At 67.6% G+C, this 13,920-nt stretch carries 15 protein-coding genes; 4 read left to right on the forward strand and 11 right to left on the reverse strand.

Going from position 1 to position 13,920, the window contains the following annotated elements:
• Positions 1 to 123: 123 nt before the first annotated feature.
• On the forward strand, positions 124 to 1,254 hold the full coding sequence (locus ACREEF_RS00745) for an NADH:flavin oxidoreductase/NADH oxidase (protein WP_431563699.1): 1,131 nt from the start codon (positions 124 to 126) through the stop codon (positions 1,252 to 1,254).
• On the opposite strand, the gene ACREEF_RS00750 is transcribed toward ACREEF_RS00745, so the two are convergent.
• The 4 genes from ACREEF_RS00750 to ACREEF_RS00765 all read right to left on the reverse strand — a co-directional run bounded on the left by ACREEF_RS00750 (position 1,209) and on the right by ACREEF_RS00765 (position 5,214).
• Positions 1,209 to 2,051: a putative bifunctional diguanylate cyclase/phosphodiesterase gene (locus ACREEF_RS00750; RefSeq protein WP_431563700.1), complete on the reverse strand. Its 843-nt coding sequence runs from the start codon at positions 2,049 to 2,051 to the stop codon at positions 1,209 to 1,211. The two genes, ACREEF_RS00745 and ACREEF_RS00750, sit on opposite strands and share 46 nt — an antisense overlap.
• Positions 2,052 to 2,058: 7 nt before the next feature.
• Positions 2,059 to 3,606: a diguanylate cyclase domain-containing protein gene (locus ACREEF_RS00755; RefSeq protein WP_431563701.1), complete on the reverse strand. Its 1,548-nt coding sequence runs from the start codon at positions 3,604 to 3,606 to the stop codon at positions 2,059 to 2,061.
• A gap of 210 nt (positions 3,607 to 3,816) precedes the next feature.
• Complete coding sequence (gene rpsD / locus ACREEF_RS00760) at positions 3,817 to 4,434, reverse strand: 30S ribosomal protein S4 (RefSeq protein WP_207825770.1); 618 nt, start codon at positions 4,432 to 4,434, stop codon at positions 3,817 to 3,819.
• A 168-nt stretch (positions 4,435 to 4,602) separates the two neighbouring features.
• Complete coding sequence (locus ACREEF_RS00765; protein ID WP_431563702.1) at positions 4,603 to 5,214, reverse strand: superoxide dismutase; 612 nt, start codon at positions 5,212 to 5,214, stop codon at positions 4,603 to 4,605.
• Positions 5,215 to 5,390: 176 nt separating this feature from the next.
• Between ACREEF_RS00765 and ACREEF_RS00770 the strand changes: the two genes are divergently transcribed.
• Positions 5,391 to 5,579 (forward strand): hypothetical protein, encoded by a 189-nt coding sequence (locus ACREEF_RS00770; protein WP_431563703.1) that lies wholly within the window; start codon positions 5,391 to 5,393, stop codon positions 5,577 to 5,579.
• Between the two features lie 64 nt (positions 5,580 to 5,643).
• Here the strand turns inward: ACREEF_RS00770 and ACREEF_RS00775 are convergent, their stop codons facing one another.
• The 5 genes from ACREEF_RS00775 to fliQ form a co-directional block, all read right to left on the reverse strand.
• Positions 5,644 to 5,928: a hypothetical protein gene (locus tag ACREEF_RS00775; RefSeq protein ID WP_431563704.1), complete on the reverse strand. Its 285-nt coding sequence runs from the start codon at positions 5,926 to 5,928 to the stop codon at positions 5,644 to 5,646.
• A gap of 302 nt (positions 5,929 to 6,230) precedes the next feature.
• Positions 6,231 to 8,288 carry a cell cycle histidine kinase CckA gene (gene cckA / locus ACREEF_RS00780; RefSeq protein WP_431563804.1) on the reverse strand — a complete coding sequence of 686 codons (2,058 nt, stop codon included), beginning with the start codon at positions 8,286 to 8,288 and terminating at the stop codon, positions 6,231 to 6,233.
• 82 nt (positions 8,289 to 8,370) lie between these two features.
• Positions 8,371 to 9,447, reverse strand: coding sequence for a flagellar biosynthesis protein FlhB (flhB, locus tag ACREEF_RS00785; protein ID WP_431563705.1), 1,077 nt, complete (start codon positions 9,445 to 9,447; stop codon positions 8,371 to 8,373).
• Positions 9,440 to 10,210 carry a flagellar biosynthetic protein FliR gene (gene fliR, locus ACREEF_RS00790; protein ID WP_431563706.1) on the reverse strand — a complete coding sequence of 257 codons (771 nt, stop codon included), beginning with the start codon at positions 10,208 to 10,210 and terminating at the stop codon, positions 9,440 to 9,442. Before fliR ends, flhB begins: the two co-directional genes overlap by 8 nt.
• Positions 10,211 to 10,217: 7 nt before the next feature.
• On the reverse strand, positions 10,218 to 10,481 hold the full coding sequence (gene fliQ / locus ACREEF_RS00795; protein WP_431563707.1) for a flagellar biosynthesis protein FliQ: 264 nt from the start codon (positions 10,479 to 10,481) through the stop codon (positions 10,218 to 10,220).
• 336 nt (positions 10,482 to 10,817) lie between these two features.
• Here fliQ and folE point away from each other — a divergent pair, with 336 nt between their 5' ends.
• The gene (gene folE / locus ACREEF_RS00800) at positions 10,818 to 11,405 is read left to right on the forward strand and encodes a GTP cyclohydrolase I FolE (protein ID WP_292084198.1); all 588 of its coding nucleotides are present in this window, start codon (positions 10,818 to 10,820) and stop codon (positions 11,403 to 11,405) included.
• A gap of 29 nt (positions 11,406 to 11,434) precedes the next feature.
• Here folE and ACREEF_RS00805 read toward each other — a convergent pair whose 3' ends face one another.
• A complete protein-coding gene (locus ACREEF_RS00805; protein WP_431563708.1) occupies positions 11,435 to 12,109 on the reverse strand; it encodes a GNAT family N-acetyltransferase in 675 nt (224 codons plus the stop codon).
• On the opposite strand from ACREEF_RS00805, the gene ACREEF_RS00810 reads away from it, so the two are divergent.
• Positions 12,108 to 13,439, forward strand: a complete 1,332-nt coding sequence (locus ACREEF_RS00810) for an acyltransferase family protein (RefSeq protein WP_431563709.1) — start codon at positions 12,108 to 12,110, stop codon at positions 13,437 to 13,439. The genes ACREEF_RS00805 and ACREEF_RS00810 overlap by 2 nt on opposite strands.
• On the opposite strand, the gene ACREEF_RS00815 is transcribed toward ACREEF_RS00810, so the two are convergent.
• Positions 13,436 to 13,813 carry a VOC family protein gene (locus ACREEF_RS00815; RefSeq protein ID WP_431563710.1) on the reverse strand — a complete coding sequence of 126 codons (378 nt, stop codon included), beginning with the start codon at positions 13,811 to 13,813 and terminating at the stop codon, positions 13,436 to 13,438. The genes ACREEF_RS00810 and ACREEF_RS00815 overlap by 4 nt on opposite strands.
• Positions 13,814 to 13,920: the final 107 nt, after the last annotated feature.

Below are 13,920 nucleotides of genomic sequence, written 5' to 3' on the forward strand. Positions count from 1 at the left end.
GCGTCGCCGTTCGGGATCACGTGAATAATCGGAAAGGCGGGGCTTGAACGGAACAGCCACAGTCATAGCTACTGTGACCCGCCTCCCCATCCCGCCTCCTGGGGTCAGCCAAGAGATCAAAGCATGAGCCTGCTGTTCACCCCGCGCGCCGTCGGGCCGCTGACGCTGAAGAACCGCATCGTCGTCGCCCCCATGTGTATGTATTCGGCCGTGGACGGCCTGCCCCAGCCCTGGCACGCCCAGCATATCGGTCGGCTGGCCCTGTCGGGCGCCGGCCTGGTGGTGATCGAGGCCACGGGCGTCGAGGCGGCCGGCCGCATCTCCTGGGCCGACACCGGCCTGTGGAACGACGAGCAGGAAGCCACCTTCGCCAAGATCATTCGCGACATCCGCACCTATTCGGCTGCGCCCATCGGCATTCAGCTGGCCCACGCGGGTCGCAAGGCCTCGACCAATCCGCCGTGGATCGACCGCGGCGGCCCCGCCTCCGCCGACAAGGCGTGGGAGACCTTTTCGGCCTCGGCCCAGCCCTTCAGAGATGACTGGCACACGCCGACGGCCTTGGATCAGGCCGGCATGGACCGGGTGGTCGCCGCCTTCGTGGACTCGGCCAAACGCGCCGACCGGGCCGGGTTCGATCTGGTCGAGCTGCACGCCGCGCACGGCTATCTGCTGACCCAGTTCCTGTCGCCGCTGTCGAACGAACGGACCGATGAGTTCGGCGGCTCGCTGGAGAACCGGATGCGCTTCCCGCTGCGGGTGGCCCAGGCCCTGCGCGACGCCTGGCCCCGGACCAAGGCTCTGGGCGTCCGCTTCAACGGTTCAGACTGGACCGAGGGCGGCATCACGGTCGAGGAGGCGCAGGCCTTCGGCGCCGCCCTGCACGCCATGGGCTACGACTACCTGCACCTGACCAGCGGCGGCAATGTCGCCACGGCCCGCATCCCCGGCGACCAGCCGAACTATCAGGTCGCCTTCGCCGAGGCGGTCAAGGCGGCGGTCCCCGAGGCCAATGTCATGACGGTGGGCATGATCGTGACGCCGCAGCAGGCCGAAGACCTGCTGATCCAGGGCAAGGCGGACCTGATCGCCGTGGCCCGCGCCGTGCTGGACGATCCCAACTGGGGCCACCACGCCGCCGCGGCCCTGGGCCAGCCGGAAGGCCTGCCCGTCCAGTACGAACGGGCGGGCGCGGCCCACTGGCCCGGTTACGCGACGGCGCGGGCTCTGGCCGACGACTCCATCGCGGCCTGATCCCCATTGGACGGCGTCGCCACCACGGCGGCGCCGTTCGACAGGGCGTCGGCCTCGGGCTGGGGCCGGCCCAGCAGATAGCCCTGCACCTCGTTGCAGCCCTGGGCGCGCAGGAAGGCCAGTTGCTCGGCCGTTTCGACGCCCTCGGCCAGGACCGGGATCGACAGGCTCTCGCCGATGGTCAGGACGGCGCGGATGATGGCCCGCGACTGGGGCGCGGCGCCGTCCAGCTCGGTCATGAAGGAGCGGTCCAGCTTGATCTTGTCGAAGGGGAAGGCCCGCAGCATCGACAGCGAGGAATAGCCGGTGCCGAAGTCGTCCATGGCGATGGTGACGCCCAGAGCCTTCAGCTGGCGCAGGACATGGGTGGTGCGCTCCATGTCGCTGATCATGGCCGTCTCGGTGATCTCCAGCTCCAGACGCGAGGCGTCCAGCCCGGTCTCCAGCAGGACCTGATGCACCAGACGCGGCAGGTCCACGTGGCCCAGCTGCACCGGCGACAGGTTGACGGCGATGCGGTGCGGCTCGGTCCAGGCGGCGGCCTGCTTGCAGGCCTGACGCAGCACCCATTCGCCGATCGGCAGGATCAGGCCGGTTTCCTCGGCCACGGGGATGAAGTCCGAGGGCGGGATGTTGCGGCCGTCCTCGTCCTTCCAGCGCAGCAGGACTTCGTAGCCCGTCGCCTTGCCAGTCTCGACCGAGGCCTGAACCTGATAGTGCAGCTCGAACTGTTCGTTATCCAGGGCTTCGCGCAGGGCCTGGGTGACGCGGCGACGGGCGCGGACGGCCTGATCCATGTCCGCCTCATAGAAGCAGATGTCGACCGTCAGCGAGCCCCTTGGCGCGATACATGGCCAGGTCGGCGTTGTTGATCAGGGTCGACAGGTCGTCGGCGTCCTCGGGCCACAGGGAGACGCCGATGCTGGCCCCGCAGGACAGGTCGGCGTGCTCGATGGTCACCGGCCGGATGACGGCGGCGCGCAGCCGCTCGGCCACGGCCAGAGCCTCGGCGCGCGAAGCGACCGGGGCCATCGCCACGAACTCGTCCCCGCCCTGACGGGCGACGAACTCGCCGTCCTTCAACGCCTCGCGCAGATGATCCGAAATCCGGCACAGCAGCTGGTCGCCGACCGCGTGGCCGTAGAGGTCGTTGACCTCCTTGAAGCGGTTCAGGTCGAGGGCGAACAGGGCCAGGGTCTCGCCCGGCTGGATCGTCGCCGTCTGGCGGTTCAGCCGCTCCAGGAAGGAGGCGCGGTTGGGCAGGCCGGTCAGGCTGTCGTTGCGGGCCAGATGGGCGATGCGGCGCTCCTGCGCCTGACGCGCGCGCAGGTCGCGCACGGCGTAGATCATGACCACGCCCTCGCTGGCGTGATCGCGCTTGGCCGCCAGCTCGACCGGCAGGACCTCGCCCGAGGCGGTGGTCAGCGACGACTGGACCATGTCGCCGTCGACCAGGCGCGCGACGTCCTCGGCCCAGCGCGACAGAGGCTGGCCGATCAGGGTCTCGCGCTCGACGCCGACCAGTTTCAGCAGGGCGCTGTTCGCGCCGATGACGACGCCGTCGCGTTCGATCGCCACGCCGTCCACGCCGCCTTCGATCAGGTGCTGCAGCCGCGTCTCGGCCTGGCCGCGCGACTGGCTGTCCAGCGCATAGCTGGCGGCGCCGGCGCCCAGGACCAGCAGGCCCACGCCCGCCACGCCGACGGCGAGGGCCTGATGCGCGTCATCGCTGGTCAGGACCCCGTCCAGCGGAGCGAAGGGCAGGATGGTCATGGCCGACATGGCGGTGAAGTGCAGGATCACGATGCCCAGCACCATGCAGAGAATCGCCAGCCAGCGCCCGCGCGTGTCCGTCGCCCCTTCCGCCAGATGGAAGGCCAGGGCCCCGAACAGCAGCGAGCCGATCATGGAAGCCGCCACATAGGCGCCGGACCAGTGGATCACGGCGTCCACAGCGAAGGCGGCCATGCCGATGAAGTGCATCCCCGCGACCGTCAGGCCGAACAACAGCCCGCCCAGGACGGCGGCGACGCGCAGCCTTTGCGCGGCCGTCAGCAGGGCCGCGCCCGAACCGGCGATGGCCACCAGCAAGGACACGCCCGTCAGGCCTGGCTCATAGGCGACCTGAACTCCGGGCTCATAGGCGATCATGGCGACGAAATGGGTGCACCAGACCGTCGCCCCGCCCGCCACCGCGCCCAGGAAGACCCAGGCGGCGCGCGTTCCGGCCCGCGTGCTGCGGACCCGCTTCAGCAGGCTGACGGTGATCCAGCTGCCCAGCACGCAGACAAGCGCGGCCAGGGCGACCAGCGCCAGGTTGTGGGCGTTGGTCAAACAATCGACGATACGCATGAAATCCTGGGGGGAAGGATACTGAAACGACCCTTTCCCTAGAATCCCAATCCTTAATCCGCCGTCGTCCTAAATGGCTAACGAAGCCTTGCCGCGATATCGCCGATCAGGCGCAGGGCGCAAAAACGAAAGAGGCCCCGGCTTGACGCCGGGGCCTCCTCGATCTTCCAGGGACCGTCCCGAGGGACGATCAGCAAACCGGCGTGTCGATTACGACGAGTAGTATTCGACGACCAGGTTCGGTTCCATCTTGACCGGGTACGGCACGTCCGACAGTTCCGGCACGCGGACGTAACGGATCGAGAAGCCGCGGTCGCCCTGCTCCAGGTAGTCGGGGATGTCGCGTTCCGACGACTGCTGGGCTTCGAGCACCAGAGCCATGTTGCGCGACTTTTCCTTGACCTCGATGACCTGGCCCGGCTTGACGCGGTACGAACCGATGTCGACCTTCTTGCCGTCGACGGTCACGTGGCCGTGGCTGACGAACTGGCGAGCGGCCCAGACGGTCGGGACGAACTTGGCGCGGTAGACGATGGCGTCCAGGCGCGATTCCAGCAGACCGATCAGGTTTTCCGAGGTGTTGCCCTTGCGGCGACCGGCTTCGGCGTAGATGGCCGAGAATTGCTTCTCGGTGATGTTGCCGTAGTAGCCCTTGAGCTTCTGCTTGGCCTTCAGCTGCAGGCCGAAGTCCGAAACCTTCGACTTACGACGCTGGCCGTGCTGGCCCGGGCCGTACGAACGCTTGTTGACCGGCGACTTGGCGCGGCCCCACAGGTTTTCACCCATGGCGCGGTCGATTTTGTACTTGGCGCTATGGCGCTTGGACATAAGTCACTCTTCATGCTGATGCGGCCCGGCCCCTCCCCGATTGGAGCGGCGATCTCAACGGCGGTCCACGCATCGTCCGTAGTCAGTTCGCGCCTCGGGCCGAAACCCGATGCGAGAAGGGCGGGCTTATGAAGGCCCGCCCCTCCGGAGTCAAGCCGCGCGGGGGTTTCAGCCCTTGGCGGCGGCGTACAGTTCGTTGACCTTGTTCCAGTTCACGATGGACCAGAAGGCGGCCAGGAACTCGGCGCGGCGGTTCTGGTACTTCAGGTAGTAGGCGTGCTCCCAGACGTCGGCGACGAGCAGGGGCGCGCCCTTCTCCTCGGCGAAGTCCATCAGGGAGTTGTCCTGGTTCGGCGTCGAGATGATCTTCAGCTTGCCGTTCTGCACGATCAGCCAGGCCCAGCCCGAACCGAAGCGACCCAGACCGGCCGCGTTGAAGGCCTCCTTGAAGGCGTCCATGCCGCCGAGGTCCGCGTCGATGGCGGCGGCCAGTTCAGCCGAGGGCGCGCCGCCCGTGCCGACGGGGGCCAGCCCCTCCCAGAAGAAGGTGTGGTTCCACACGCCGCCGGCGTTGTTGCGCACGGCGACCGGCAGGGTCGACATCTTGGCGAACAGCTCGTCGAACGACTGGCCTTCGACGCCGGCGGCGGCGACAGCCTTGTTCAGGTTGTCGACATAGGTCTGATGGTGCTTGTCGTAGTGGAAGCCCATCGTCTCCTTGTCGATGGCGGGCTCCAGGCCGTCGTGGGCATAGGGCAGCGGGGGCAGGGTGAAGGCCATGGGGAGCTTCCTCTTGGGCGTTGGGAATCGTCTGGCCCCTATCTAGGGCGGCGCACGAAAGACCCAAGCCTTTACCGCCGCGTTTGTTCAGATTTTCGCCAGGAACGTCGTTCTGGAACAAGCGACAGGAACAGCCGTTTTTGTCCGACGCCCCCCAAAAGCGAAGGAGGACCGTCGTGACCGCCCGTTCTTCCCGCCGCCTCGCGCGCCTGACCGACGCCGAAGCCGAGGCCCTGCGGCTGCACCTGCTGGAGGTCATCCCCCGCCTGCAGCGCCACCACCTGCTCGACCTGGCCGACACCCTGCACGACGCCGCCCGCGAACGCCGCTGGGGCGAGCCGCGCCCGTTTGATGTGAGGGTCTGAGGGCTATGCTGTTTTAGAGAGTTGAGAGTCGAAAGCGGCTGCGTCGAATGTCCGCCAAGGGTGGTTAGCGGGCATCCGCGTAAGCGTGGAGGTAGTCCTGAATCGCTCGATCGAGCATGAGCTGAAACTTGCCCTGCCCAATCATTTGGCGGAATTGATCTACGCTGAAGGTCTCTACCTCCAGAGGCTCAGGCTCGGCGGTTCTGGGAAGCTCAAACCGAAGGACTTTCGCTCCATCGAGGAGGACCGTGTACAGGTCGGTGACCTGTTCGGGGGTTTCGACGAGAACGTGACATGTCAGGAAGCCAGGGTAGAAGCGATCGAGCACATCGCACAGGCGTGCGTTCACCTGGCGGTCTAGTCGCAGTGCTCTAACAGTGTCACTTTGGCTCATCTGCCGCCTCTAAGTTGTAGCTTGAGAGACCTTGTCCCGACCGCCAAGGGTCCACAACGGGTCGTTTTGCGAAGTTAGCACCCGATCCGACAGCAGACTCGCGCGGCCGCGCATTGACTGAGCGTCCGCTCGCAGCGGGGGCTTAACCCCTGCCGTCATCCCGGCCGAAGCGCAGCGAAGAGCCGGGACCGCGCCCGTGATCCGCCGCCTGGGTCCCGGGTTCTGCTGCGCAGCCCCGGGATGACGGCGGTGAAGGCTCAGCCCGCGTGCAGTTCCTGCTTCACGCGCTCGGCCAGGGTCTTGATGTCCAGCGGCTTGGGCAGGAAGGAGACGCCGGTCTCGTCCTGCAGCAGGTCCGAGAAGTCGCTCTCGGCATAGCCCGAGATGAACATGACCGGGGCGTCGCCGAGGAAGGGCCGCGCCTTGCGCAGCAGGGACGGACCGTCCAGCCCCGGCATGATGACATCGGAGATCATCATGTCGATCTGACCCGCCCATTCCTCTGCCAGGATCAGGGCTTCCTCGCCGTCGGCGGCCTCGATCACCTCATAGCCGCGCTGACGCAGCAGGCGGGCGGCGATGCCGCGCACGGCGGCCTCGTCCTCGACGAACAGGATGCGGCCCGCGCCCGACAAGTCGCGCGGCGCGGCCTTGACGACCTTCTCGACCACAGGCGCGGCGACCAGTTCCTCGGCCGAGGCGGCGGGCAGGAAGATGCGGAAGGCGGCGCCGGCCCCCTCAATATTCGAGACGCTGATATGGCCGCCCGCCTGCTGGACGATGCCATAGACGGTGGCCAGGCCCATGCCGGTGCCTTCGTTGACCGCCTTGGTGGTGAAGAAGGGCTCGAAGATCTTGTCCAGCAGTTCGGGCGGCACGCCGGGGCCGGTGTCCGACACCTCGATCAGGGCGATCTCGCCCGCGGCCTCGCGCCAGCCCATGTCGCGGGCTTGCCCCTCGGTCAGGCGGCGGGTCTTGATGGTGACGACGCCCGCGCCCGGCTCGACCACGCCGCGCATGGCGTCGCGGGCGTTGACCGCCAGGTTCATGACGGCGGTCTCCAGCTGGCTCTTGTCGGCCAGAACCAGCGGCATGTCGCGGCCGTAGTCGGTCTCCAGCCGGACGTCCTCGCGCAGCAGACGGCGCAGCAGGACGGCGAACTCGCCGACCAGTTCGCCCAGGTCCAGCCGCTCGCGCCGCACCGTCGACTTGCGCGAGAAGGCCAGCAGCTTGCGCACCAGATCGGCGGCGCGGATGCCCGTCTGACGGATCTGGTTCAGCCCGTCATAGGAGGGATCGCCGACCGGGTGGCGTTCCAGCAGCTCGGACAGCTGCATCTGGATGGCGGTCAGCAGGTTGTTGAAATCGTGCGCCACGCCGCCGGCCAGCTGGCCCACGGCCTGCATCTTCTGGGCCTGCGACAGCTGCAGCTCCATCGACTTCTGCGTCGTCACGTCGAACAGCCAGACGCGGCGCTTGTCGCCTTCGGGCGCGACATAGAGGTGCAGATGACGGTCGGGATAGGCGCGGGCCACCAGCTCGATCGGACCGGAAGACCCCGCCGCCAACTTGGTCTTGGCCTCGATCACCCCCGCCGGGTCGAACAGATGGCCGAAGGCGGCGTCGCCCGAAGCGGCGGGGCCGGTCAGGACGGCGAGCGCGGCGTTGGAATCCTCGGCCTTGCCCGCGAACAGGTCGTCGCCGGCGATGACGGTCGAGCCGAAGGGCGCCCCGGCGGCCATGGCGCGGGCCTCGCCGCTGACCTTGGCGGGGGCGGCGACGGGCGCGGTCTGCGGCACCGGCAGAACAGCGTCGGGGGCGGCGCGGACCAGAAAACGCCCCTGCCCCGCCTGACCGATCAGCACCTCGATCTCGCGCGCGCCGATCTGGACGATGGCGCGGCCCTGATGGCCTTCGCGGGCCTGGGCGAAGGCCATGTAGAGGGCTTGCGCCGACTTGCCGCGCGGAAGCGCCGTGACCGCGCCGTTCTCCTCGGCCCAGGCGGCGTTGTAGGCCAGCACCTGACCGGACGGCCAGACCAGGGCGGCGGGCTCGGCCATGGCGTCCAGCATCTCGACGGCCGTGTCGCCGCTGGCGCGGCGCACTTCGGCGCGGCCGAAGGCGAACAGCCAGATCAGGGCCGTGGCCCCCGCCGCGAAGATCAGGATCAGACCCGGCGCCGTCATCGCGTCGGCGCGGAACGCCGGATAGACCATGGCGGCGACCGCCAGGGCGAAGCCCAGCGCCATCAGCACCAGCAGCGGATCAAAGGTCGGACGGCGCGTCGTCGCCGCCTTCGGCCGGGAAATCGTCATGGCGTCCTGCCCGCGCGAATCATTAACCATCAGCATACCGAAGCTCGTTCCAGCGCCCTAACCGCCCTCCCCCTTTCCCCCCTCACCGCCGTTTCCGTCCCTGCATGACGAAGCCGATGACCTTGGCCGCCGCCTCGAAATGTTCACGCGGAATGGCGTCGTCCACCTCGACCGCCGCATAGAGGGCGCGGGCCAGGGGCACGTTCTCGACGATCGGCACGTCGTGTTCCTTGGCCACCTCACGGATGCGCAGGGCCAGGGCGTCGACGCCCTTGGCCACGCAGATCGGCGCCGCGTCGCCCTGATCCGGCTCGTAGCGCAGGGCGACCGAATAGTGGGTCGGGTTGGTGACGATGACGGTGGCGGTCGGCACGGCCTGCATCATGCGCTGGCGGCTGCGCTGCATCCGGATCTGGCGCAGCTTGGCCTTCACGTGCGGATCGCCTTCGGACTGCTTGAAGTCCTCCTTCATCTCCTCCTTGGTCATCCGCATCCGCTTGGCGAAGCGGAACTTCTGCCAGATGAAGTCCGCGCCGGCGGTGAAGGCCAGGAAGATCAGGGCCGAGATCATCAGCGCCCCCGCCAGATCCCGCGCGAAGGGCAGGATCATCGCCGGGCTCATGGCGGCCAGGTTCTCCAGCTCGCGGGCGTGCGGCTTCAGCACCCACCAGCAGACGGCGCCGATGGCCACCAGCTTCAGGAAGGTCTTGATGAACTGAACCACGCCGTCAGGGCCGAAGATGCGCTTGAACCCCTGCAGCGGGCTGACCGCCGACCACTTGGGCTTGAGCTTCTCTGCCGTGAACAGGAAGCCCGACTGGGCCAGATTGCCCCCCACCCCGCCGACGATGACGGCCAGCATCAGCGCCGCCAGAAAGGGCGTCACGGCCCACAGGGCGCGCACCCCGATCTCGACCCCGGCCCCCGCCTCCAGTCCGCCGATCATGGCGTGGGGCTCGGCCAGGAAGGGCAGCAGGTCCTCGGCCATCTGCTGCGAGAAATAGCCGCCGCCCAGCAGCAGGACCGCCGCCGCCCCCGCCAGGGACATGGCCGCCGCCACGTCAGACGACTTGGCGACGTCGCCCTTCTTGCGAGCCTCCTCAAGCTTTCGCGGGGAGGCCTCTTCGGTTTTGGACTCGGGATCGGCGCCTTCAGCCAAGGCCGCCCCCCGTGAAGACCCGCGCCAGGGCGCGATAGCGGTCGATGAAGATGGTCCCCATCACGCCAAGGCTCAGCGCGAAGACCGACAGACCCAGAAGCACGCTCAGCGGCGCGGCGGCGAAATAGACCTGGAACGACGGCATGACCCGCGCCACCAGCCCCGAGGCCAGGTTGAAGATCAGGGCGAAGACCAGCACCGGCGCCGACAGCTGAACCCCCAGCATGAAGCTCTCGCCCAGGGTCTTGACCGCCATGGCGGCGAAGTCGGCGGCGATCAGCGGCTTGGTCGGGGCGATGGCCTCATACGACCCCAGAATGCCGGCGATGAACATATGATGGGTGTTGGTGGCGAAGATCAGCGTCACCCCCAGCAGCATCAGGAAGGCCGAAATGGTCGATCCGGGCGAGGCCTGCAACGGGTTGGCCGTCTGGGCGAAGCCCAGGGTCGTCTGCTGCGAGACGATTTCGCCCGCCGTGACCAGAGCCGTCATGAAGCCGCGCAGGATCAGGCCTATGGCCAGGCCGGTCAGGACCTCGCGGATGATCCAGCCCACCATGCCCCCCAGGGTCGGCGGCAGGGCCGGCAGGGTCCCGGCGACCAGCGGCCACAGCACCAACGACAGCAGCAGGGCCAGCGACAGGCGCACGCGCGGCGGCACATAGCTCTCGCCGATGCCGGGGATCATCATCAGGATCGCGCCGACCCGGGCGAAGATCAGCCCGCCGGCCCAGACCTGATCGGCGGTGGCGTAAGGCTCCATGCGGCGACTACATCCCGGCGATGCGGGCGGCGATCTCGCGCATGAAGCCGCCCAGCAGCGCCCCCATCAACGGCAGGAACAGCAGCAGCGAGACGAAGATGGCGATGATCTTGGGGGCATAGACCAGGGTCTGTTCCTGAATCTGCGTCAGGGCCTGGAACAGACCGATGACCACGCCGACCACCAGGCCGACGGCGAGCACGGGGGCGCACAGCTGAATCGTCAGCCAGATGGCGTCACGGCCCACATCCAGAACTTCGGCGCCGTTCATCGACCACTCCCGGGAACTCGGCAGAAAATGCCGACAGGATGGTTAACAGGGCGTTTAGAAACGCACGATCTCCCTTCTCCCCTTGAGGGAGAAGGTGGCAGGCGAAGCCTGACGGATGAGGGGTGCGAGCGCCCCCATCAGATCAATGCCCGCCGCGCCCGACCGACAACCTTCAAGGCGTCGCGCCGACACCCCTCATCCGGCCCTGACGGGCCACCTTCTCCCTCAAGGGGAGAAGGAAGATCGCGCTCTGTCCGCCGCGGCGCACGGTCCGTTTCGCTTCATCGCCCATCTGACGGCTGGATTGATCGGCCGGTCCGGCTATATGGACAAGCCATGACCGACCACGCGCACAAACCCTCCGTCTCGCAGGCCGAAGCCGAAGCCGCCGTTCGCACCCTGATCCAGTGGGCGGGCGACAATCCCGACCGCGAGGGTCTGCTGGAAACACCCAAGCGCGTGGCCAAGTCCTATCGCGAACTGTTCCAGGGCTATGAGGTCGAGCCGCGCGAATATCTGGAGAAGACCTTCGAGGAGGTCGGCGGCTACGACGAGCTGGTCGTGCTGAAGAACATCCGCTTCGTCAGCTTCTGCGAACACCATATGCTGCCGGTCGTCGGCGTGGCCCACGTCGGCTATCTGCCGACCGACCGCGTCGTCGGCATCTCCAAGCTGGCCCGCGTGGTGCGCGGCTTCGCCCGGCGCCTGCAGATCCAGGAGAAGATGACCTCGGACATCGCCAACGCCATCCAGGACGTGCTGCGTCCCCACGGCGTCGGCGTGGTCATCGAGGCCGAGCACAGCTGCATGACCATGCGCGGCGTCGACGTCCCCGGCGCCAGCCTGTCGACCAGTTGCCTGCTGGGCACCGTCCGCGAAGATCCCCGCACGCGCGAGGAATTCCTGCGGCTGGTGCGGGGCTAGGTCCTTGAGGGAGAAGGTGGTTTTCCAACCTATGCAGTGATCGCTTCCTCGACGGTCGCTTCGCCCGGGATCACGACCGTCTGCATCCTCCCCTCGAAACGCCAGCCCAGAACTTCGTACAGCGCCCGCCCCTCCGGCGTGGCGAGCAGCACGCCCCGAACGGCGCCCTGCGCCCGAGCGCGTTCTCCCAGAACACCCATCACGATCCGGCCAAGACCACGCCGCTGGTGCGCCGGGTCGGTGATAATCTTGTCGAACACCGCAAATCCTCCCGTCAGTGCCGCGCGTCCCGAAGCGGCCAATCCGCCAAGTGCGTGATGGATTTCGACCACCAGCACCGCCCCCTCGGTCCGGAGGTCCTGAACATAGCCTGCGGCCGACGCGACGGGAGGCTGAACGGCGTCCAGATCAACGGCCATAAGATCGCCGGAAGGCTGTAGGCTCCAGCGCTCATCAACCGCCCCCAGAAGCGCTTCGGGCGCACAGAAGGCCTTAAGGAAAATCCCAGGCGCGGTGATCCTCGCCGCCATGTTCGACAGGGTCGCCGTGTCCAGGCTCGGGAAAACAAAGCGCTCAGCGTGTCCGGGTTGCCCAACCAGAACCCGGTGGCCGCCCGCCACCCGGATCGGCGCGCCGACGCTTCGCGATAGCGCCCAGCCCGTCACCCACGCCTCAACCAGTCCCGGCTCGACCGATCCACTCATGAGCTCCCCCCTCCAGCGCGCACCGCAGGACCGTCATGTCGATCCGCGAGCAGGCCAAGTCAACGACCTCGGCGTCGCTCAGCTCGACGATCCCGCCTTCGCGCAATATCCTTTCCTGACGGAGCGAAGAAAGAATGTCGGCGCCGCCCTTGCAGGGTCACGCGGCAAGGAGGCCGTCGTCATGAGCTGGAGCGTGTTTTCGTCTCACAATGAGCCGCCGCCGATCATGCGCGGCGGGTGGCTGGACGCGCTGCGTTTCATCGTGGCCGCGCTGATCATCCTGCACCACTTCCAGGCCTCGGCGCCCGTGCCTCTGGCCGAGAGCGTGCATCCGGTGTTCGAGCGGGGCGGCTTCCTGCTGACCAACTTCTTCCTGATCGACAGCGGCTATGTGCTGATGCGGGTCTACGCCGCCTCAGTCGCCAGCGGGCGGATGTCGAAGACGGACTTCTTCCTCAAGCGGTCGCTGCGGGTGTTTCCGGCCCATCTGATCATGGGCGGGCTGCTGGTGGCCATGGTGCTGCTCGGCACGGCCATCGGCCTGCCGCCCAGCCATCCGGAGTGGTTCGCCTGGGACCAGTTGCCGGCGCAGTTGGCCCTGGTCCAGGCGTTCGGCGTCCATGGCGGTCTGGGCTGGAACGCACCCAGCTGGTCGATCTCGGCCCTGCTGGGCTGCTATCTGGCCTTCCCCTGGGTGCTGCGCGGCCTGACGCGGGTCGGGCCGTGGCTGGCGCTGGGGCTGGTGGTGGTCGGCTATCTGGCGGCCAACGAGCTGTGCTGGGCCATCCTGAACTATCCCGTCTATCAGATGCCCATGGGCTTCGGCATCTGGCGCGCCCTGCCCCTGTTCATCCTCGGCATGGGTCTGGCCTGGTTCGCGCAAGGGGTCTGGATCGAGCCGCGCGCCGCCGGCTGGGCCCTGCTGCTGGCCACGATCGGTCTGGCGGTGGCGCAGTACTTCGACAAGAACGCCCTGATCTCGCTGGCCTTCATCTCCATCATCATCCTGGCCGCGGGCGCCGTGCCGGTGACCAAGCCGTCGAAATGGGTCGAGCAGGCGGCGGTGGTCTCCTTCTCCATGTTCATCTCCAACGAGGTGGTCCGGATCGGCTGGTTCGGTCTGGCCGAGGCCACGGCGAACAAGCTGAACCTGGGCGAGATCTGGCGCTGGGGCCTGTGGGTCATGGGCGTCGGCGCGGCCTTCGTCTTCGCCTTCCTGTTCCACTACGGCGTCGACAACCCGATCCAGAAACGCATCCGCGCCTGGCTGAAGAAGCGCGGCCACGCCCGCGCGGAGATCAAGGAGCCGGTGGTCTCGCTGGAGGGCTAGGTCGTCGCGCCGACCAGATGCAGGATGTTGCCGTCGGGGTCCTTGAACCAGGCCAGCCGCAGCGTCCCGCAGTGGTGGACGTCTCCCTGGCGATCCATGCCGTCATAGTGTTCGAAGGCCACGCCCCTGGCCTTGAGCCAGGCGATGATGTCCTCCAGCTCGACGCCGACGTCCCAGGTCACGGCGTTGGCCTGATTGGTGCCGGCGAAGTCGGACTTGTAGACCGTCAGCCAGGTGTTGCCGGTGCGATAGCCCAGCATATCCTCCATCGAGGTGTCGGCCAGATTCAGGCCCAGCACGTCGGAGTAGAAGGCCTTGGCGCGGTCCAGATCCTTCACCGCCACGATGGCCGAGGAGTTCTTGTTCTTGAGCATGACGTCTCTCCCTGATCAGGAGAGAACCGTCGAGGGCGGCGAATGATCCGCCGCCTTTCTCCGTCATCCTCCGGCGAGGCGTAGCCGAGACCGGGGGACCCAGCGGC

The sequence above is a fragment of the Brevundimonas sp. genome, assembly GCF_050729455.1.
GTDB lineage: Bacteria > Pseudomonadota > Alphaproteobacteria > Caulobacterales > Caulobacteraceae > Brevundimonas.